Annotated in this window: 22 protein-coding genes and 1 pseudogene; 13 read left to right on the top strand and 10 right to left on the bottom strand. The window is 38.1% G+C overall.

Annotated elements, in window-relative coordinates; translation table 11 throughout:
• The first annotated feature begins 2 nt into the window (after positions 1-2).
• The 4 genes and pseudogenes from ABES02_RS14990 (at position 3) to lsrB (ending at position 4,644) form a co-directional block, all read left to right on the top strand.
• The gene (locus tag ABES02_RS14990; protein ID WP_430136277.1) at positions 3-1,544 is read left to right on the top strand and encodes a sugar ABC transporter ATP-binding protein; all 1,542 of its coding nucleotides are present in this window, start codon (positions 3-5) and stop codon (positions 1,542-1,544) included.
• Positions 1,541-2,497 (top strand): annotated as a pseudogene (locus tag ABES02_RS14985) (ABC transporter permease subunit); the annotation flags it as partial. The gene ABES02_RS14990 and the pseudogene ABES02_RS14985, both read left to right, overlap by 4 nt.
• 67 nt (positions 2,498-2,564) lie before the next feature.
• On the top strand, positions 2,565-3,563 hold the full coding sequence (locus ABES02_RS14980; protein WP_430136347.1) for an ABC transporter permease: 999 nt from the start codon (positions 2,565-2,567) through the stop codon (positions 3,561-3,563).
• Positions 3,564-3,609: 46 nt separating this feature from the next.
• Positions 3,610-4,644 (top strand): autoinducer 2 ABC transporter substrate-binding protein LsrB, encoded by a 1,035-nt coding sequence (gene lsrB, locus ABES02_RS14975; protein ID WP_430136344.1) that lies wholly within the window; start codon positions 3,610-3,612, stop codon positions 4,642-4,644.
• A 107-nt stretch (positions 4,645-4,751) separates the two neighbouring features.
• Here the strand turns inward: lsrB and ABES02_RS14970 are convergent, their stop codons facing one another.
• Both ABES02_RS14970 and ABES02_RS14965 read right to left on the bottom strand, forming a co-directional pair.
• Positions 4,752-5,222, bottom strand: a complete 471-nt coding sequence (locus ABES02_RS14970; RefSeq protein WP_430136274.1) for a divergent PAP2 family protein — start codon at positions 5,220-5,222, stop codon at positions 4,752-4,754.
• Positions 5,223-5,280: 58 nt separating this feature from the next.
• The gene (locus ABES02_RS14965; protein WP_430136271.1) at positions 5,281-6,171 is read right to left on the bottom strand and encodes a DMT family transporter; all 891 of its coding nucleotides are present in this window, start codon (positions 6,169-6,171) and stop codon (positions 5,281-5,283) included.
• 336 nt (positions 6,172-6,507) lie between these two features.
• Between ABES02_RS14965 and ABES02_RS14960 the strand changes: the two genes are divergently transcribed.
• The gene (locus tag ABES02_RS14960) at positions 6,508-7,167 is read left to right on the top strand and encodes a DUF429 domain-containing protein (protein ID WP_430136268.1); all 660 of its coding nucleotides are present in this window, start codon (positions 6,508-6,510) and stop codon (positions 7,165-7,167) included.
• 85 nt (positions 7,168-7,252) lie between these two features.
• Here ABES02_RS14960 and ABES02_RS14955 read toward each other — a convergent pair whose 3' ends face one another.
• From ABES02_RS14955 to ABES02_RS14940, 4 genes are all read right to left on the bottom strand, one after another.
• Positions 7,253-7,534 (bottom strand): YggT family protein, encoded by a 282-nt coding sequence (locus ABES02_RS14955; protein WP_430136265.1) that lies wholly within the window; start codon positions 7,532-7,534, stop codon positions 7,253-7,255.
• Between the two features lie 260 nt (positions 7,535-7,794).
• Complete coding sequence (locus ABES02_RS14950) at positions 7,795-8,007, bottom strand: hypothetical protein (RefSeq protein ID WP_430136263.1); 213 nt, start codon at positions 8,005-8,007, stop codon at positions 7,795-7,797.
• Complete coding sequence (locus ABES02_RS14945; protein ID WP_430136260.1) at positions 8,000-9,199, bottom strand: CynX/NimT family MFS transporter; 1,200 nt, start codon at positions 9,197-9,199, stop codon at positions 8,000-8,002. The genes ABES02_RS14950 and ABES02_RS14945 overlap by 8 nt, the downstream gene beginning before the upstream one ends.
• A gap of 129 nt (positions 9,200-9,328) precedes the next feature.
• The gene (locus tag ABES02_RS14940) at positions 9,329-9,901 is read right to left on the bottom strand and encodes an HAD-IA family hydrolase (RefSeq protein ID WP_430136256.1); all 573 of its coding nucleotides are present in this window, start codon (positions 9,899-9,901) and stop codon (positions 9,329-9,331) included.
• 147 nt (positions 9,902-10,048) lie between these two features.
• Between ABES02_RS14940 and deoD the strand changes: the two genes are divergently transcribed.
• On the top strand, positions 10,049-10,768 hold the full coding sequence (gene deoD / locus ABES02_RS14935) for a purine-nucleoside phosphorylase (RefSeq protein ID WP_430136253.1): 720 nt from the start codon (positions 10,049-10,051) through the stop codon (positions 10,766-10,768).
• 21 nt (positions 10,769-10,789) lie between these two features.
• Here deoD and ABES02_RS14930 read toward each other — a convergent pair whose 3' ends face one another.
• Positions 10,790-11,368, bottom strand: a complete 579-nt coding sequence (locus ABES02_RS14930) for a M15 family metallopeptidase (protein WP_430136250.1) — start codon at positions 11,366-11,368, stop codon at positions 10,790-10,792.
• A gap of 556 nt (positions 11,369-11,924) precedes the next feature.
• Complete coding sequence (locus ABES02_RS14925) at positions 11,925-12,254, bottom strand: hypothetical protein (protein WP_430136247.1); 330 nt, start codon at positions 12,252-12,254, stop codon at positions 11,925-11,927.
• Positions 12,255-12,567: 313 nt separating this feature from the next.
• On the opposite strand from ABES02_RS14925, the gene ABES02_RS14920 reads away from it, so the two are divergent.
• The 5 genes from ABES02_RS14920 to ABES02_RS14900 all read left to right on the top strand — a co-directional run bounded on the left by ABES02_RS14920 (position 12,568) and on the right by ABES02_RS14900 (position 17,590).
• Positions 12,568-14,109: a spore germination protein gene (locus ABES02_RS14920; protein ID WP_430136244.1), complete on the top strand. Its 1,542-nt coding sequence runs from the start codon at positions 12,568-12,570 to the stop codon at positions 14,107-14,109.
• 7 nt (positions 14,110-14,116) lie between these two features.
• Positions 14,117-15,226, top strand: a complete 1,110-nt coding sequence (locus ABES02_RS14915; protein ID WP_430136241.1) for a GerAB/ArcD/ProY family transporter — start codon at positions 14,117-14,119, stop codon at positions 15,224-15,226.
• Positions 15,201-16,433: a Ger(x)C family spore germination protein gene (locus tag ABES02_RS14910; protein ID WP_430136238.1), complete on the top strand. Its 1,233-nt coding sequence runs from the start codon at positions 15,201-15,203 to the stop codon at positions 16,431-16,433. Before ABES02_RS14915 ends, ABES02_RS14910 begins: the two co-directional genes overlap by 26 nt.
• Positions 16,434-16,447: 14 nt before the next feature.
• On the top strand, positions 16,448-16,603 hold the full coding sequence (locus ABES02_RS14905; RefSeq protein WP_430136235.1) for a hypothetical protein: 156 nt from the start codon (positions 16,448-16,450) through the stop codon (positions 16,601-16,603).
• 237 nt (positions 16,604-16,840) lie between these two features.
• Entirely contained in the window at positions 16,841-17,590 is a 750-nt protein-coding gene (locus tag ABES02_RS14900) for a 2-phosphosulfolactate phosphatase (protein ID WP_430136232.1), read from the top strand.
• Between the two features lie 5 nt (positions 17,591-17,595).
• On the opposite strand, the gene ABES02_RS14895 is transcribed toward ABES02_RS14900, so the two are convergent.
• Complete coding sequence (locus ABES02_RS14895) at positions 17,596-18,252, bottom strand: FusB/FusC family EF-G-binding protein (RefSeq protein ID WP_430136229.1); 657 nt, start codon at positions 18,250-18,252, stop codon at positions 17,596-17,598.
• 106 nt (positions 18,253-18,358) lie between these two features.
• Positions 18,359-18,625 carry a CD3324 family protein gene (locus ABES02_RS14890; RefSeq protein WP_430136226.1) on the bottom strand — a complete coding sequence of 89 codons (267 nt, stop codon included), beginning with the start codon at positions 18,623-18,625 and terminating at the stop codon, positions 18,359-18,361.
• Positions 18,626-18,966: 341 nt separating this feature from the next.
• Between ABES02_RS14890 and ABES02_RS14885 the strand changes: the two genes are divergently transcribed.
• Both ABES02_RS14885 and ABES02_RS14880 read left to right on the top strand, forming a co-directional pair.
• The gene (locus ABES02_RS14885; RefSeq protein WP_430136223.1) at positions 18,967-19,407 is read left to right on the top strand and encodes a hypothetical protein; all 441 of its coding nucleotides are present in this window, start codon (positions 18,967-18,969) and stop codon (positions 19,405-19,407) included.
• 127 nt (positions 19,408-19,534) lie between these two features.
• Complete coding sequence (locus ABES02_RS14880; protein WP_430136220.1) at positions 19,535-20,413, top strand: NAD-dependent epimerase/dehydratase family protein; 879 nt, start codon at positions 19,535-19,537, stop codon at positions 20,411-20,413.
• The last annotated feature ends 1 nt before the right edge of the window (position 20,414 follow it).

The raw sequence follows: 20,414 nt of genomic DNA, 5'->3' as shown, positions 1-20,414 counted from the left end.
ACATGCATGGCCAGCTGATTCACATTCGGCAAATTTATAAACAATTTGCAGGAAACCCCGTGTTAAAGGGCGTTGATTTAACGCTTAATCAAGGAGAGGTTTTTGCGATTGTTGGCGGAAACGGTGCTGGTAAATCTACATTAATGAAAATCATTACAGGGTTATATCGGCCTGACGAGGGTGAGATTGTGGTTAATGGGAAAGCAGTTTCCTTCCATCAACCTGCAGATGCACATAAACATGGAATCTACTTAGTCCCTCAGGAACCACTTATCTTTCCGAATATGACCGTTCGGGAAAACGTTACGATCGCTTTTAACGAGAATAAGGAAGAGTGTGAAAAGAGAATTACCCACTATCTTGCCGTTTTAGGCTGGAATTTGGATATCAGCCGTAAGGGATTTAGCTTATCTATTGCTGAACAACAGCTTGTAGAGTTACTGAGAGGGTTAATAAGGAATGCCAAGATTCTTATATTAGATGAACCAACATCGACCCTAACATTTAGTGAAATCAATTCCCTTTTTTCTACTTTAAAAAAGCTGAAGAATGATGGGTTAGGAGTCTTCTATATTACCCACCGGCTTACCGAAATATTTCAGCTTGCTGATACTGTCGCTTTGTTAAGGGATGGGGTGATATCAGCCAAGGATGCTGCATGTGATTTCACCTATGAGAAGTTGTTAGAAGGATTAATGCCTGAACAAAGTCATAAAACCTTTAATAGAAAAGTAGAAGAAGATTCTAGTGGAAATATCGTTACAAAAGTAGTAAAGGGCTCTGACTCTTCCCCTAGTAGGTCAGGCAATCCTGTTCTTTCTGTTAAAGACTTATCCGGTCATCGCTTTCACCATGTGACCTTCGACCTTTATCCTGGTGAAATCTTAGGGATTGCAGGGGTCGTCGGTGCCGGCCGTACCGAGCTTGCTTCCTCCATCTTTGGTTTGGAGCCATGGGACTCGGGTGAGGTTCTCCTACATCGCGAGAGTATGAAGGGTCTCACCCTTCGAGAACGGATAAATCGGGGGCTGGTTTATGTCCCTGAGGATCGGCATCAACACGGTATTTTCTCCATTGCCTCTTTAAAAATGAACATCACATCCACTATCCTGCATCGATTTCAGCACTTATTCCTCCCATTTAAAAAAGAAAAAGAAATCTCCTCGAAAGCTATTGACCGCCTCAAGGTGGTCACAACAGGACCTAATCAGTTGATAGGCAATCTTTCTGGTGGGAATCAGCAGAAGATTGTCCTTTCAAAGTATCTTGAAACAGGGCCAAAAGTGATTATTTTAGATGAACCGACTCGGGGCATCGATGCCGACGCACGCAGGGATATTTATAAAATGATTGAAGATCTGAAAGAAAAGGGATTAGCAGTCATCTTAATTTCATCCGATACAGAAGAAATCGTTCAGTTGAGTGATCATGTCCTCGTTATGCATGAAGGAAGGATGACTTCTTCCATTGCAAAAGAACACTTAACTGTCGACTCCATAACTTCAGCTGCATTTGGGATTAAAAAGGAGTTGAAGGCGCTATGAATAACGTATCAAGGATATTAAAAGTAAGGGAAGTCTCGATTATTGTTCTCATAATTGCGTTCATCGGAATTGTAGGTTCGATTAATAGTAAGTTCGTAACAGGTAACAGTCTGGTTCTTCTTGTAAGCAGCAGCATTATCTTATTAATTTTGGCTGTTGGTCAATCATTTGTCCTTTTAACAGCAGAAATAGATGTATCGGTCGGGTCCACCATGGGATTCTCGGCAGCTGTTTGCGGGTTGTTATTAACCAATGGAGTTTCAGGATGGGCGGCAGCCTTTGTCGTTCTCATCGTTGGAATACTGGCAGGTTTAGTCAATGGTATCGGAGTGGCATTTCTGAAAATACCTGCCATCATTATGACATTAGGGACATTAGGAATATTAAGAGGTTTCATGATTATCTTAACAGATGGAAAGTGGATTGAGGATATTCCTAACTACTTCAAAAGGCTTTCAGGTACTGATTTCATTGGTCTTCCACTGCCAATTTGGATTGGACTTATTATACTAATGGTCTCTTTTCTAGTTCTAAAGCTGACAAAACTGGGTCGTTATTTCTATGCTGTTGGGGATAATGCTGATGGTGCACGCCTTATAGGGATTCCTGTTTCAAAGATTAGAGTATTAGCCTTTGTGTTGTCGGGATTATCAGCCTCCATCGCTGGAATGATTTTTGTTATGAATATCGGCTTCGTCCCAAATCAAACAGGGAGCGGCATAGAACTGCAGGTCATTGCGGCGGCTGTTTTAGGTGGTGTGAGCCTAAACGGGGGATTGGGAACGGTATTTGGTGCTGGTCTCGGTGCAATTTTCTTAACAGCCATTAATAGTTCTTTAATTTACTTGAGAATCCCAGCCTACTGGAATAATGCCATTTCTGGATTCTTATTACTGCTCATCGTCATCAGTGACTCCAGATTCCAAAGCTATTTAGTAAAGAGTCAGTTTAATAGAAACAAAAGGAGAAAACAGCAGTCAGATGTAGGAAAAGGAGGGATCCACAACGATGACAAAACGGATCAAGCTACTCTTTAAGTGGGAAAGTGCACTCGTTATTTTCTTACTCCTTGAACTGATCTTCTTTGGTGTGATGAATCCGGACTTCTTAAATTTTACTAATCTCATTTTTAGTATGAATGATTATGTTTATATCGGACTAGCCGCTATACCGATGACATACGTCATTATTACTGGTGGAATTGATGTGTCCATCGGCTCGACGATTGGATTGACCTCAATCTCGATTGGAGTCCTTTGGATGAATGGGGTAAATGTTTGGCTCGCTGCCTTCATTGCATTAGTCATAAGTGCTTGTGCTGGTGCAATCAATGGTGTGATTGTGGCTAATAGTAATGTGCAGCCATTGGTTGTTACTTTAGGGAGTATGTTTCTTTTCTCAGGAATTGCCTTAGTGATATCAGGTGGAAACGAGGCATCTGGGTATGAAGGCATCAGCGGTTTTCCTGATTCGTTCGTACAGCTGGCAAATGGTGAAACCTTTGGGCTGCCTAACCCTATTTTGTTCTTAATCGTCTTTATGATCCTGTTTGCTGTGATACTAAACCTAACTCGCTTTGGCAGACAGGTTTTTCTCATTGGCATCAATATTAAGTCAGCCAGGTACAGCGGAATTCGTACAAAGTCCATCTTAATTTGGTCGTATATCATAGCCGGTATAGGAGGTGGTATTAGTGGAGTGATCTTAACATCCTACTTCAGTTCTGCAAGATCAGACCTCGGTACCGAGGCAGTTTTACCAGTTATTACTGCAGTTGTTTTAGGGGGAACTAGTATTACCGGCGGAAAGGGTACTGTTATTGGAACAGGAATTGCAAGTATTGTGATTGGTATGATGCAATATGGTTTACAAATGATGAGTATGACTAGTCAAGAAACTAGCGTTGTAATTGGATTTTTATTAATCGTTGCAGTTTTACTCCGGTTAACCAATTGGAGCAATCTCCAATTATTCATTAAAAGGTTAAATCAAAAAAAAGTGGTTTCTAAAGGACCATAAAAAGGAGTGTAGATTAATGGGAAAATCTGGATTATTAAAGCTTTTGATGGTTGCTCTATCAGCACTTTTACTACTTGCAGCATGTAGTGACGGCGGGGAAAAGACTTCGGGAGGCGGAAAAGTAAGTAAAAAAGATGTGAAGCTAGCTTTTATCCCAAAACTCACTGGTGTTGGCTTTTTCACTTCTGGCGGGGAAGGCGCTAAAGAAATGGCGAAGGAACTTGGTGTTGATCTAACGTATGATGGGCCAAGCGAAGCTTCCGTTGCTGGGCAGGTAAAATATATTAACAACTTTGTCAACCAAGGCTATAAAGCTTTAATGGTCTCTTCAACATCTGTAGACGGTTTAAACCAAGCATTAGACCGTGCGAAAAAGCGCGGTGTGAAAATTCTTACTTGGGACTCAGATGTTAATCCAAAACACCGTTCTTTCTACATTAACCAAGGTACTCCTGATCAACTTGGTGGTTTGCTTATTGATATGACAGCTAGCCAAATAGGTGATAAAGCGAAAGTTGCATTCTTCTACTCAAGCCCAACCGTTACTGACCAAAACCAATGGGTTGAAGCTGCTAAAGCAAAAATTAAAGCTGAACATCCAGGCTGGGAAATTGTCACTACTCAATTTGGAGAAAACGATGCTCAGAAATCGTTAACAGTTGGTCAAAACATTATTAAGACATACCCAGACATCGATGCTGTCATTTGTCCGGATGCGACAGCATTACCAGCTATGGCTCAAGCAGCAGAAAACCTTGGAGTAGCAGGTAAGATTGCCATTACTGGTTTCTCCACTCCAAACGTCATGAGAGACTTTGTTAAAAGGGGCACTGTTAAGCAGTTTGGTCTTTGGGATGTCAAGAAGCAGGGGGCTTTAGCTGCTTATGTTGCCTACTTAATGACAGTTGAAGGAAAAGACCTTAAGGTTGGCGATGAGTTTGATGTACCAAATATAGGTCATGTGAAAATTGAGCCTAATACAATCCAAGGCTATGATTATACAGATGATCGCAGCGGAATCATCTTACTGCCTGAACGTGTCATCTTTACTAAGGATAATATTGATAATTACGATTTCTAAACAGAAATAGGAAAACTGCCTAAGCTGGCAGTTTTCCATTTTTATAATAGTCATTAGGTGGAGGAATCTCTTGCTGATGACCGAATCGGTTCGCTGCTAACCGTGGATTAAAACGGATAGAACTGATATGTTAGAACACCAACTATAATTCCTGTTATGGCTCCAAAAAAAACTTCTGCTGGTTGATGTCCCAATAATTCTTTTAGCTTTTCTCTTGATACTGTTTTCTTTAAATTCGGATTTTTTAAGGTTTCGATTAGGAGATTGAAATCAACTAACAATGTATTTAAAACTTCAGCATGGTATCCTGCATGCCTTCGAACGCCCGTAGCATCATGCATGACAATTAGAGAAACGATTACACAAATGGCAAACTCATTTGAATACAGCCCTGAAGTTAATCCAATGGCTGTAGTTAAAGAAATAATGGTAGCAGTATGGGAACTTGGCATTCCACCAGTACTAAACATCAGGTTCCATTTTAATTCTCCTGAAGCTAAAAAGTGAATGGGGATTTTTACGAATTGGGCAATAAGCATACCTAAAAGAGCCGCTAAAATTGGAAAGGAAAGAAACATTTTGTCCTCCTCATTATTATTGTGTCCTTTGAACAAAAGGGTAGGAAGTCTACTACAATTATGTAGTAGTAGAAGTCCTGCCCTTTTTCACCATTTTTAACTCACTTAAAAAAGTCGCTCCGAGTACAAGGATGCCGCCAAGCATTTGAATTAACGACATGCTTTCATGTAAGAAAATCGCTGCAATCAGGACAGCGGAAATCGGATCGATATAGCTTAGAACTGCAATCGTTTGTCCTTTTAGCTCTTGAAGCGAAGTAAAATATAAAAAATAGGCCAGCCCTGTATGTATGATACCAACAATCAAAATAAACATAATCGATGTTGAATTAATCCCTGAAAAGTTAAGATGACTTTGCCATAATACGTAAGGAAACAGAACCAATGCGCCTGCCATTAATTGTACTAATGTGGTTTCAAAACCTGATAAATCCTTGATGAATTTGTTCATTAAGACGATACTCGCATAAAAGGCTGCCGCTAAAAGACCATATAAAATACCTACTAGATTATTCTCCGAACCACTTGAATTTCCAGACCCTGGGTTAACGATTAAAAATAGACCAATCATGGCCATTATGATGCATATAACCTTTTTGCTCGTCAGCTTTTCCTTCAGAACCCAAGGTGCTAAAATCATCACAAAGATTGGGGCAAAATAATAGCTAATTGTAGCGTTGGATATAGTCGTATAGCGATAAGACTGGAATAGAAAAATCCAATTAAGGCCAATGGCTGTTCCCGATAAAAGGAGCAGAATCGCGTTTTGTTTTAATGCCTTATAGGATGGCTTATGTTTGATAAGTATGCTTGCAAAAACCAGAAATAGACTCCCAATTACCCCTCTTAAAAACGCGATTTCGCTGGAAGCCAGCTCAATCTTTTTGACAAATACCCCGATGCTTCCAAAAATGAGCATGGTGATGATGAGTCTCATTTTTCCATTCATGTTGATCCCCCCTAGGTCTTAATCGAAACATAAATTGCAGGATTTCTCAAATGCTTTTTATAAAAAATTAGTTAAGTTAAAGAACATTGTTGATTTTCTAAGCTCGTTGATTGGAGCGGAAGGTGCGAAGACTCCTGCGGGAGTACGGGGTAGGGGAGACCCCGCAGGAGCCAAGCGACGAGGAGACTTCCCAGCACGCCCGCGGAAAGCGGAGCACCTGGAGCGGAAATCAACAGACTAGTTTAACAGAGCCTAAAAATAAGTATTTTCAACAATGGAAAATTGGGAAATGAGATAAAATAAAGATAAATTTTTTTAAGAAAGAGTTGTGCAATCATGAGAGTGATCGGTATTGATTTGTCTGGCCCAAGTAATCATAAGGATACGGTTCTTAGTGTGTTTGAAAAGCAAGAGAATCAATTGAAATTTCTTAAATGGAAAAACAATATTAGTGATCATGAGATACTTAAGGAGATATCAGAACAAAGTCAAATAGATGAGGTCGTCCTCGGTATCGATGCCCCATTATCCTATGAAGATGGGGGTGGGGATAGGGAAGGGGACCGTGAGCTAAGAAAGTTTATTGTGGGATTAGGAATGAAACCGGGGTCCATAATGCCGCCAACATTGAATAGAATGGTCTACTTAACTCTAAGAGGCATTAAGCTTAGTAGAGAAATTGGTAGTCTGCAAACTCCCTATCCTATTTCAATCGTGGAAGTGCATCCAGGTGCCGTTATTGGATCAAGACTCTCTCAAAATGATTTTGAGTATGTATTGAACTACAAACAAAATCTTTCAGTGAGGAATTTTATTCGGAACTTGCTGGGAAAGCAAAACTTAGTTGATCTACCGATTTTAATAGAAGAAGAAAGCCACTCCATTGATGCATGCGCTGCCGCGTTAGGTGCCTGGCATTGGAAAGATCCTGCATTTAGGCCAAAATGGAATTTTCCTGCAAAGCCACCTTTACATCCCTATGAATATTGTTGTTAAAGATGGCGGGGTTTCTGCCAATTCAATTTAAACGTAAGAAAGGCGAACAGTGACAGATACTGTTCGCCTCATTACTTAATTATTATTAAATACCGATGACATTCAATGATTGACGAAGACCTTCTATTGCGAATCCCCTAATATATCTAAAGACGAAAATAGCGATTATTGGCGAAAAATCAATAGGACCTAAAGGAGGAATAAACCTTCTAAAGAAGCTTAAATAAGGTTCAACTAGTTTTGTAATCCATGTGCCCACTTTTGATGATTGGAATTGAGGAAACCAGGAACCAAAAATCGATATTAAAATTAACCAATAATAAACCTCAAAAGCATACTGTCCAATTTGTAAAATGTTAGAACCCAATTTATATCTTCCATTCTATTTATATTTTTAAAATCCAAACAAACCTTGTCCGGATGTATACATATACGATTAATATCCAATAAAGTTTCAAAATGCATTCAAAATTCATTATAGTTAATTTTTGGAATTAATAAACCTAATCAAAGCGGGGCAGCACACGAGGCACTCAAATTTATCTAAATTGCCGGTAAAAGAAAAAGTTTATAGCTAATAAAATTTAATTTCAGTTGATTAACCTTGAATAGACGCCGATAAAATGCTTATTCTTTTTCAAAAAGGTTATACAAAAGTAATTTATCTGCGGAAAATTGAGTCTTATCTGCGAAACTAAACGATTTATCTGCGAAAAATTGCATTTTATCTGCGAAACGCAATGATTTATCTGCGAAACCAAAAAGGATAGCCACAAAAACCCCATTCCATAAAAAGGGCGAACAGTACCAAGCACTGTTCGCCAACCCAATATCATACATACCGATTGCGACCCGACAACATCCCAAATACCATCACAACTCCAGAAGTCAAAATAAGTGTGATAATTGGAATGGTCCACACATGAGTCTTATCATAAAGAAATCCAATAAACATCGGACCTATTGCAGCAAGGATATATCCAGTTGATTGTGCCATGCCAGATAACTCTGCAGCTTGGCTGGCATTCCGAGCGCGGAGCCCAATATAGCTTAGCGCTAATGGAAAAGTTCCTCCTAATCCAATCCCTATTAAAATAATACTTATGATAATAATGGAGTAGGATGAGCCCCACAGTAATCCAAGATATCCAAGCAGTGAGCACACGTTTAGCATGAAGGCAATCCATGATTGTGAACGAAAACGTCCAGCCATGACAGGAATGATGAAACTAGCAGGTAATCCCACTAGTTGAGAAAAGGAAAGCATCCAGCCAGCAGTGCTCATACTCATGCCATGGCTATGCAAGATTTCAGGCAACCAAGAAATCGTTACATAAAATAAAAACGATTGAAACCCCATGAAAATAGCAATTTGCCAGGCAAGCGGCGACCGCCAGATATGATTTGAATGAGAACTAACTTTTTTAAATGAATGTTGATTCCCCTGATTAAATTTGACAAGAAGGACCCATGCCAAGATTGCGATAAAGGCCGGAATCCCCCAGACAATTAGGGCTCCTTGCCAACCCAGGTTTAAACCGTCTGCTAAAGGAACACTAAGACCTGATGCGAGTGAAGCAACCAACCCCATTGAGGTTGAATAAACACTTGTCATTAATCCGAATTTTTCTGGGAATTTATCTTTTGCAACGGCTGGCAAAAGAACATTTCCAATCGCGATACCAACCCCAACAAAAAGAGTCCCAGTGAAAAGGAAAAACGTCATTGGAATAGAACGAATGACTATGCCGACTAAAAGAGAGATTAATCCAATTAGTAGGGTCATTTCATTGGAAAGACGATTGGCTAGTTTTGGAACAATCGGAGACATGGTGGCAAAAACAAGTAAGGGCAAACTCATTAATAAGCCTGCACTCCAATGGGCAAGTCCAACATCCTCCTGAATCATACCAACTAGCGGACCCACCGATGTAATCGCTGGTCGCAAATTAAATGCTATAAGTATAATCCCAACAATGAGCAAAAATGTATATGTCGATTTCGTTTGAGTATTTGACTTTAGTAATTCCACAAACAGAACTCCCCTCTGATAAAACAAACCTTTTTGATTATAACATATTGAATAGAAATAGAGGAAAATGGCGAATAGAAGCCGGAACTGTCTACAAACAAAAAATCCCCTCTAAAAAGGGGATATTCACTATATTCCTTGAAGCGGTTTAAGGACCTCAGGTATAAAATCGGCATAGTTGTCGATATGGAAATCAGCTTCAATGTTTCGGTTTTGGAAGGCAACAGTTTTAATCTTTAATTGTCTAGCTGGAATTAAATCTAAATCACGATCACCTACTACTAAATCAATATGATGACTTTTAAGAACATGTTCATATGAAGAACTATGAGGTTTTCTTGTGAACCCTTGCTCCTCAACAGAGACAATTTCTTTAAAGTATTTGATTAAATTGAATTTCTCTAGAAGATAGATGGTTGATTCCTTATCACGATGAGTCACAATAATGTTGTTATCAACTGCAGATAAAACATCCTCCAAGTGTTCAAAAGGAACACTATGAGTTTTCGAATAATAGTTATGCAACTTTTGGTATTCTTCTCTATGCTCTAAACTAATTCCATAGTGTTTAAAAGCTGTTAAGGAATCAACTTTTAACCATTTCAAGACTTCACTTTTTTCCAGGTCTTGCTGGCTTAATTTAATAAATCCTTCGACAAGAGCAGGATAGGTGTCAAAAAGAGTCCCGTCGAAATCCCACAATATATTGATATGAATCCCCTCACTTCAAGTTCATTACTTCCCATTATAAAAATTTCATAACGCAAAAATCAACTTTCTTAAGAGGAATGAAAATGCCAACAAAGCAAATACTTCCTAAGTAAGGATCATTAAAAGGAGAATAAGAACATGAGTATAAATAATCATAAAGAAACCCCGCATATCAAACCAAATGGAGTGGAGATTGCTGAAACCATCCTTTTGCCTGGGGATCCACTAAGAGCAAAATTTATTGCCGACACCTATTTAGAAGACGTGGTTCAATTCAATTCTGTCCGTAATATGTTAGGTTTTACAGGAACGATTAACGGAAAGAAAATATCCGTAATGGGAACAGGTATGGGTATGCCAAGCATGAGTCTTTATTCTTGGGAGCTGATTCATGTTTTTGGTGTGAAAAATTTGATTCGTATTGGCACGTGCGGTGCCATTCAGGACCATATGAATTTATATGATATCGTCTTTGCTATGGGGGCTTCTACGGACTCCCGCTATGTTCATCAGTACAATCTTCCTGGAGACTATTCCAATATTGCCTCGTTTGCCTTATTGGAAAAAGCAAAAAGGTCCGCCGACCAAAAAGGGTTTCCGGTTCATGTTGGAAATGTCCTTTCGAGCGATATTTTTTATAATGCTGATGAAACAGCGTTGGAGAAATGGCGTAAGATGGGAATTTTGTGTGTAGAAATGGAGACGGCCGGTCTTTACATGAATGCAGCCTATGCAGGAGTGAATGCGCTAACGATTTTAACGGTAAGTGATCATATAATACGACATGAACAAACGACACCAGAAGAAAGACAAGTTGCGTTTACAAATATGATGGAGATTGCTTTGGAGATGGCTTAGCATTATAAATGGCGAACAGTGTTACTGTTCGCCATCTGCTGTCATCGATGAGTTTGCTATTGGTCTCTCGCCATTTTGCAAATCGGCAATGGACAAGCCAAAATCCATTTCTAAATGGGGATAATCTTTAAATTGAGTCCAATCACCGCCCCATTCAAATCCGAGGGCTTTTGCCATGCCAACAACTTCGTTCCAATCGGCTTTCCCGTTTTTATTTCCATCATATTGCCTATCCCAGACCACATCTCCTGAAGCAGTCTTAAGTGCAAAATCAATGGCAAGACCATAATTATGATAGGATTGCCCACCTTTTGCATTGGTTACAATATCTCCCTCAGACGTGCGGCCTTTTTCATACAGTCGGTCTTGATCGTCCGCACTTCTGAAACCATCCGTAATCACCATGACAATGCCTTTTTTAGCTGCTTGTTGGATTAATTGATTGCTCCGTTCTTTCACAATTGGATGTAGATCAGTTGGTAAAGGAACAGATTTATTTATTTTTTTATCCGTAAAAGGATTGGAATCAATAAAGTAGAGGATTATTACCACCATGAGAAAAATTAAAAATAATAAACTTCCTAATCGTTTCAGCTTCAACGCTATAGTTTCCTTTCGTATCTAAAATTATTTCACTATATATAACGAAAAATACAGCCTAATAGTTTCATGTTATTATATACCTTTTTTGGGGTGTAACATAAGATTGAGTAAGCCTTTCGCAGATAAAAGTACTCTTTCCGCAGATAAACAGGTAAGTTTCGCAGATAAAAGCAAATTTTTCGCAGATAAACCTAAAACTTTCGCAGATAAAAAAATGAAACATTAAAAAAGGCCCCTTTCTGAAAGAGGCTAATGCTAAAAACGACTCTATGGGGAACTCAAAATATTAGCTAAACACAAAAATCAGGCCTAACTAATTGAATTAGACCTGATTAAATGTTGTTTTTACCGAATTCCATGAATAATCTTCAAAGCTTTATTAGCGATATCCTTATATGTAGAAGCAGGAAGCGGCATATAATTTTCGACCGCTGCTTGGGACAAACGAAATGCGTTGTCGCTGTTTCCTAGTTCATGATAACAAAGGGCTTTGAACACATCAGCAATGTATAATAACGACAAATCAAACGGATGATAGCCCATTCTGATATTTTTACTTTTTCGAGGAAAAGAATGGCTTCCTCAAAGCGTTTAAGACCATAATAGGCTTTTCCTTTTCAAGAAGAAACAAGACTTCAAAAACGTCCGCTAATTTGGGGTTGGAAAAATATTGATCAATGATAGATAAGGCTTCTTCATAAGCTTGTTGCTCAGAAATGAGCGACATAATCGTGAAAACATCATAAAAGAGAAGGGAGAACGAATCATCTGCAAATTCACCGTATTGCTTTAACTTTAATGTGTAATACTGTTTTTTCTCCTCATCGTGGGTCATCTCTCCATTTGCTGCTGCAAGTCGGTATAAATTTTCACCTTGTTTCAATGGTTTTTAACTAACGAAAATTTCCTTTTAGTTTCAGCAAAAAAAGCCTCAGATCATTGTTTGAATTCCTCTTCACTTTATTTAATTTCAACACCGAATTCATTACCCCTTAAAGTATCGGCTCCGCCTTCGCCAAATACCATGATAGCCACGCATGCTATCCCCGCTACTTTGTACTATAACCTAAGAATGTTACTAATATATGAAGGACATGTTAATCATTAATTAAATCTAGATGAAGATTTTTTAAGGTCGGAACCATACATAATGACTCCCAAAATTGGAAAACTATTGAAAAATAGAGGTGGTTCTGATGAAAAAAAGGATTATCAAGTCACTTTTCAAAAATATAAATGAAGAACCACAAATTCATGAACAATCAAATACCTCAGATATTGAAATGAAGAAACAAGATATAAGCAGCAATTATGATCAAAATTTGGCGACATTTAAGTACATTTTTAGCTTTCCAAAAAATGTGGATGTTAAGATTCGTGAGTTTACGATTCGTTCGTTGAATCGTCGTGCCTTTATCATTTTCATCAGTACCATGGTAGACATAAAAAATATTCAGGATAGCATCGTAGAAAAACTTATTGAAAATCAGGCACCATCTGGAAAGATTCGAGATCTCGTTTCTTACCCCATCGAAAAAATGGCTTCAAACATCGGTGAGATTACAGAATTAATATGTGGTGGGATTACGGCGCTCTTTGTAGAGGGCGACCATCAATGTTATGTATTTGAAACGACGAAAACGCGCGGCCGCGGTATAGAAAAAACTGATAATGAGGTCATCGTAAAAGGGGCAAAAGAGTCTTTTGTTGAAAAAGTGGCCGATAATATTGCCTTACTTCGTAAAAAGATAAAAAATGAAAATCTGATTGTTGAAACGAAAATTATTTCAAAACGGTCAAAAAACGATGTGTTTCTTGTTTATGAAAAAGACTTAGTAAATGATGAACTGCTTCAAATGATACAAGATCGGTTAAGTTCAATCGATACTGATCAGATCCTTGATTTAAGTATTTTAGAACAATATCTTGAAGAACGGCCAAGATCTTTATTTCCAACTATTCTTTATACTGAACGGCCAGACCGGGCAGCTTCCTTCCTTGAAGAGGGGTACATTGTTTTGTTGATGTCCAATTCACCTAGTTGCCTAATTCTGCCGGCAACCTTTTGGTCCTTGATTCATTCACCGGAGGATCATTACCTGCGGACACCTTATGGAAATTTTATTAGGATTTTGCGGATATTTGCTTTATTTGTCGCTGTTTTTACCTCCGCTATTTATATCGCGATAACCAATTATCATGTAGGGATGATTCCGCCTGATTTATTAATGGCGATAGCGGGGACAAGGGAAAGAGTACCATTTCCATCGATCATTGAAATCCTAATGATGGAAATGGCTTTCGAGCTAATCCGAGAAGCCGGCTTACGAGTTCCATCGCCCATTGGCCCAACCATTGGGATTGTCGGCGCTCTAATTCTTGGTCAAGCTGCTGTACAGGCTAATATTATTAGTCCAATTGTCATCATTGTCATCGCTCTAACCGGCTTGAGTTCTTTTATTATTAGTGATATAAGCATGAATTTTGCGATACGGTTAGCTCGCTTCTTATTTATTTTTGCGGCAGGATTTTTCGGCATTTATGGTGCCACTGCTTTTTTTATGGCCTCCCTGTTTTATTTAGTCTCCTTAAAATCATTTGGGACTCCTTATTTTGCGCCAATGACGCCGCGTACCATTTCATCCAAGGATTTAATCATACGACACGTTCCCTTTAAAGAAAGGTTTCGTCCGGGATATTTAAAACCAAAGGATATGGTCAGACAAAGAAAGGGATAAAAATGATATGAATCAGCAGCCTGGAAAACTTGGAATACGAGAATTTGTATCAATCGCTATCTTAATGGTCGGGATGAAACCGACCATAGATTTACCTATCGCCCTATACAAAATGGTACAAAGTGCTGGATGGATGATTCCCATTATCACAGCCGGAATCTTTTTTATCCCTCTATTTTTATTATTAAAAACAATGATGTTGTTTCAAAGCCAAAACCTTTTTTCCGTCATTCAAAAATTACTAGGAAAATATATTGGTTTCTTTCTATGCCTGTTTATCTTTGTCCTCAGCTCAATGGTTCTATCAATCGATACAAGAATCCATGCAAACATCATTAGGACGTTTTATTTCACGACCACTCCTACGATATTCATTTATGCATTATTAATGCTTGTATGCGCATATGGGGCAATGAAAGGTATTCTGCATGTTGGATCGGTTGCCTATCTGCTGGTTTACTATATAGTACTATTCTTGATTATTGCGTTATTTTTAAGTTTTCAAGCTGGCAATATTCAAGGAATGTTTCCCATTTGGGGCTTAGGGAAACTAGAGATTTTGAAGCAAAGTGTATTTAATCTGTATATTTATCTTGAATTTTTTCTGTTTACTATGTTAATTCCTTACGTTAAATCATACAAAGATTTTCGTAAAGGCACTTGGTTTGCCTATGTTTACGTCTGTATACAACTTTCAGGTGCTGCTCTAGTTTTCATCTGCATGTTTGATACATCCTTAAGTGGAATCGGCTACCCATTTCATACAGCCATACGTTATCTTTCACTAGGAAGTTTCCTTCCAAATATTGAAATTATCTTTTTTGTTATCTGGGTTTTGGGAGCCTTTATTCGTTTTACAGCATTTTTGTACATAAATTCCCTCATGTTCGGCCAAATCTTTAAAATTAAAGACTTTGAATACTTAATTCCCTCCCTTGCGGCGCTTTATTTGTTACTTGGAAGTATTCCTGAAACTCCATTTGATGTTAGTCTCGAACTTAAGCCTATGCTTGCACATGCAGTGGGACCATCCTTTACGTTCATTTCCATTCTTTTATGGCTGACCGCATGGTTAAAAGGAGAATTTAAACATGCTAAAAACAAGGAAACTGTGTAAAGTATTATTACTAGTAGCTAGTATTAGCTTATTAACGGGCTGTTGGGACCAAGAAGAATTAGAGGACAAGGCCTATGTGATTGGACTTGGTCTTGATAAATCCAAACATAAAGGAAAAATCATTGTTACGATGCTGCTTGCCAATCCTGAAGTAGGCAGTATGCAGGGCGGCGGGGGTTCAACGGAAAAACCGCGGGAAATCATTACGTTTGAAGCCAATGATTTTATTGCAGCGAAAGGAACAGCTAATGCTATCATTTCTCGTAGTATTAGTTATGACTTATTAAAGATTATTGTTGTTTCCGAGCAATTGGCCAAAACGAAAGAATTTATTACTTCTATTTCTGATGTCCCAAAAGATAAAGAAATTCGGCTAAATAGTTATTTAGCTGTTTCGAAAGAAATGGCTAAGGATTATTTTGTAAAAAATCATCCGAAAATGGAAACGAGGCCGCATAAGTATTTTCAATATATGATTGATCATGGGGTAGATAATGGACTGATTCCTGATTCTACTCTCTTTCGATTTTTTACAACATTTGATAGAGGGACCGACCTCTATTTGGCGATGTACACATCAGCTGAAGAGGCAAAACATCCTAAAGCGAAACAAGAGGATGAGTATACAGCCGGCGAGGTCGGTGTAGCTGGCGAAATGGATGACACACAATTTATTGGGGCGGCGGTTTTTAGGGGGGGTGTCATGATTGGCAAATTGACTGGACAGGAGACGCGCACGATTAATATTTTGGATGATACAACAAACATCAAAGATATATTGGTTGATTTTCCTGACCCTTTTTCAGACAAGGAGAAACAAATTGCTGCGAGAATCATGAAAACAGAAAACAATAAGGTGAAAATGGACTTAAAGAGTTCGAAACCAAAGATTTTTATTACCATACCGCTAAAGATTGAAATTATGACCAATCCATCAATGGTCAACTTCATGGAGAAAAAAAACCAGATGATTCTTAAAAAACATCTTGTGAATCATATCAAGACGGTAAATGAGAACCTGTTTAAAAAAACACAGCTAAAATTAAAAGGTGTGCCATATCCATTAGCTTTATATGCCCGAAAATATTTTGGAACGATTCAAGATTTTAAAAAATATAATTGGGCTAAATCGTATCTTAAAGCAGACATTTCGGTAAAGCCAGAAATTGAAATTGTTGATTTTGGTAAAGCCTCAAATAAACGGTAAGGTGGACGATTCGGTTGAATACAGTCATCATCATAGCTCTGTTAATCATTGCGGTGTATACGTTTGGTTTTGGCATATCCTTATGGAAGGAAAAACAAAAAATGAGTGCCTTCGCTGTCTTTTTTCTTACCTTAACCATAATCGTCCTTCCATTTTTTTCAATATTTTAATACGTTAAAAGCAGGATGATAAGATTTTCATTCTGCTTTCTTTATTTCTCGTTAGTGTCCCCAAAGGTTATGCAGAGCCTCCTATGGGACAGAAAGCCGGAATCCTAAACGTTTTTTGTCCCATAGGGCTTTATAATGAACCCAAACCCCTTTCTAAAAAAAAAGAATCACTCTTTCATGCATCGAGGGAAGAATTGTTTTATTATTATCTATTAAATAGATTGAAAGGAAGATTTTATGTGGTTTGATCAATCACCAAATGAATGTCGAGTGGAATGGGGGAGACGTGGCGCGATGGAGGCAGCAGAAAGAGGAGATATAGTCATCATCGTAGATGTACTTAGCTTCTCATCAACGGTAATATCCGCATTAGGCAATGGTGCAATCATATATCCCTTTCCACCTAATCTAGATGGAAAAGAATATGCCGAAAAAATTGGTGCCGAATACTTGCTAGGAAGGGCCGAGGCTGTTAGATTAGGCAAACCATCTCTTTCTCCTGTTTCTTTCAACGAGCAATATAATAAAAAAAAGTATGTTTTATCTTCACTAAATGGAGCGTTTTGCACTTGGGTAGCTGCTAAGGTTCCAGCATTATTGATCGGTTCCTTACTCAATGCGGCAGCTGTTGCTTCTGCCGTTAATCACTTTAGAAAACAAACAAGAGCAAATATAACAATTGTCCCTTGCGGTGAACAATGGAACGATGTAAAAAACAACGAAGACACTCTTCGACCGGCAATTGAAGATTATTTAGGTGCCGGTGCTATTCTAAATTATTTAGAGGGTAAAAAGTCATCGGAAGCAGAGATTTGTCTAGGTACATTTCAACATGCCAGACCAAAATTAAAAGAGTTGATTTGGGAATGTGGAAGTGGCCGGGAATTGCGCGGCCGTGGTTTTGCAGACGATGTCATCCATTGTAGCCGCCTAAATGCCTATCAAACCGTTCCAATCCTTAAAAATGACCACTTTATAAATTTTTGATAGCCTTAGCAAGTTTCACCCAATGAATCTTTTAGAAAAACAGTCAAGTAGTCCACGCTAGTAATTTTTCCATTACATTCAGAACTATCAAAGCAGATGTAGTTTCCGATTGCTTTATAGTAATCTGGATTTTTTGCTTTTTTTGTTTTGGTAATGGTGGAAATAAATGCAACCTTACCAAAACGATTACAGAACGAACAAATATTGTCCTTATTTAACAACGCGTATTTACATTCGATTCCGACCATTTTCTCATTTAGCTCGTATATAATATACTTTTTGTTAGTACTGATGTTCGTCCAGCTTAAGTAAGTTACTTGTTCATGATTGACCCTCGATAGATCAGGTACCTTTAATTTCTTCGCTTTTGGAAACATCTTTTTAATTTGCTGCTCGGTCTGCTGAGGAAAGGGCAGCAGATAATGAGCTAATTCCTTAAGATATTGGTCAAATTCATGATCCGTTCTCTTTTTGGAGAGATCCAGCATTTCAGATTGTTCTCCTGTTACACTTGGAAAAAGTTCGAAAATCTTAGCATTCGCGAGCTCCTTTACTGCTCGAATGACCGAAGGGTCAGAATTCTTTTTATAGCTGTCCTTTATCAAAGCCACTTGATTTTTAATAAAATTATATTGTTCATTTTTAATAAATTTTTCAATCATAAGAGTTCACCTCACTACGACTATTTTAAAAAATTTCCAACATGATTAATATGTAAAAGATGATTTAGATTCAATCTATACATAAAAAAGCACTGAAACATCAGTGCTAATTACGCGAGTAAACAATTTTCTTAATCGTTTCTATAGAAAGGAAGTGCTCTTCGGCTAATTGATCAATGCTGCTGCCACTTTTAAATGCCCGTTTAATCGAGGCATTTCGGTCATCAATTAGCTTTCTTCCTCCAGAACAGCTGCCCCATTTGCGATAGGCTTTTTCTGGTTTGGGAATGTAAAGAGTTTCTCCTTGAACATACTTTTGAATTTCCGCAATGAGATTTTCAGGTAAAATATTGATCGCATTTATATATTTCATGGTTTGCCAGCCCCTTATTTTTAAAATTTGAGAAAATAAGGTGCAAAGCCAATTATTAGAAATATAACTTACCTGGGCGATTTATTAAATGAATATCCGCCCCATGCAAAGTATCGCCATTCCAATAATAGGCTTTGCATGAGTCGCTGGAGTACCAGGCAATCGAGACTGATTCCCCATGATTAACACCCCCACAATTCTTATGTCTTTTATTTCCATGTAGTAACAATACTCGATTTTGACTGGAATCACAACGGTATAACGAAAAGTTTAATTGAAATGTTATCAGGGCAATATAATGGGGGCACTGAACAATTCGTTGATTGAGGCAGGGAATTAATATGTTTTCATTAAGAGGGGATGCTCATAAAGTTTTTCTTCGTTTGAAAAAAACGATGGATCATGGGCATTCTGTCAAACAAATGAAAGAGCTTAGTGAAATAGAAGAGATTCAAAAGCTATACAAGACACTGGATAGCAGTGTATTAAAACTAATTTATTACCGTATGACGAAAGAAAAAAACGGTTCAGGAATCATACCAATCATTGTTTCCTCGGTACCATGGTTAATGCTTTTATTTTCAAAGCAATTATCGGAATTTCTTTTTCATGATGGCAGTTGGCTATGGCTGCTCTTTAGTTGCCTTTATGTGTTTGCAGTAGCTGCAAGTGTGATTCTTCATTTTCGTGAGAAAGCATGGGCTGCCTTTCATATGGAAATTATTAAGGACATTTTAAATGAGAGAAAAGATCAAGAGAATTTGGGACATTCGCAAGTGTAATGTCCCTTATTATTTTTTTAGGAAGGAATTTACCAAAGAATGATGAAAAATTAAGAGAGGCTGATAAATCTTTTTTTCACTGAGAAGTGATGAACAGACAAAAAATACAAGTTGGAGGAGAATTTTAATGAAATCTGCCTTAATACTCGGTGGAACTCAGTTTGTTGGAAAAAGGCTAGTACAATTGTTATTGGATGAAGGGATCGATGTGACCATTGCAACACGGGGATTGACCGCCGATTCATTTGGTAATGAGGTATCGAGATTGAAAATTAGCCGTGAGGATGCCGATTCTTTACATAAAGCCTTTCAGGGCAAGCGATGGGATGTAGTCTTTGATCAAACCTGCTATTCTTCACAAGAAGCTCTTGATGCATTGAACGCTCTGGAAGGAAAAATTCAAAAATACGTATTTACTTCTAGCCAGGCAGTCTATGACTTTGGTATTAACCATTTGGAAGAAAACTTTAATCCATTAGAGTTTAGACCATTGTTAAAAAAGCGGGGTGAGTACCCTGGATATGTAGGTTACCAGGAAGCGAAGCGTGCTGCAGAAGCGATTCTGTTTCAAAATTCCAAAGTTCCTGTCGTGGCTGTTCGTTTTCCGATTATCATTGGGAAAGATGATTATACCAATCGTTTAAAATTCCATGTGGATCATGTGAAAGATGGGAAAGCCATGTTCATTGAAAATCCTGACTTGAGATATAGTTTTATAGATTCAGAGGAAGCGGCTAAGTTTTTATTAAGTATAGCCAAATCTGATTTTCATGGAGGTATAAACCCAGGTTCTAGCGACGACATTAGTTTAAGAGAATTAGTGACATTAATCGAAGACCAAACTGAAACAACGGCGAACCTACAAAAGGATGGGAATCCATCACCATACAATTTGCCTGGTTCATGGTCAGTGGATACGGGCTTTGCACTTTCCGTAGGCTACAGCTTTATCCCGTTGGATCAATTATTGGAACAATTAATTAATCACTATTCGAATGGAAAATAAT

It is taken from the genome of Neobacillus pocheonensis (assembly GCF_050477905.1).
In the GTDB taxonomy this organism is placed as follows: Bacteria; Bacillota; Bacilli; order Bacillales; family Cytobacillaceae; genus Neobacillus; species Neobacillus pocheonensis_A.
The sequence above is the reverse complement of the archived record's forward strand: the minus strand, read 5'-3'. Positions and strand labels throughout refer to the sequence as shown.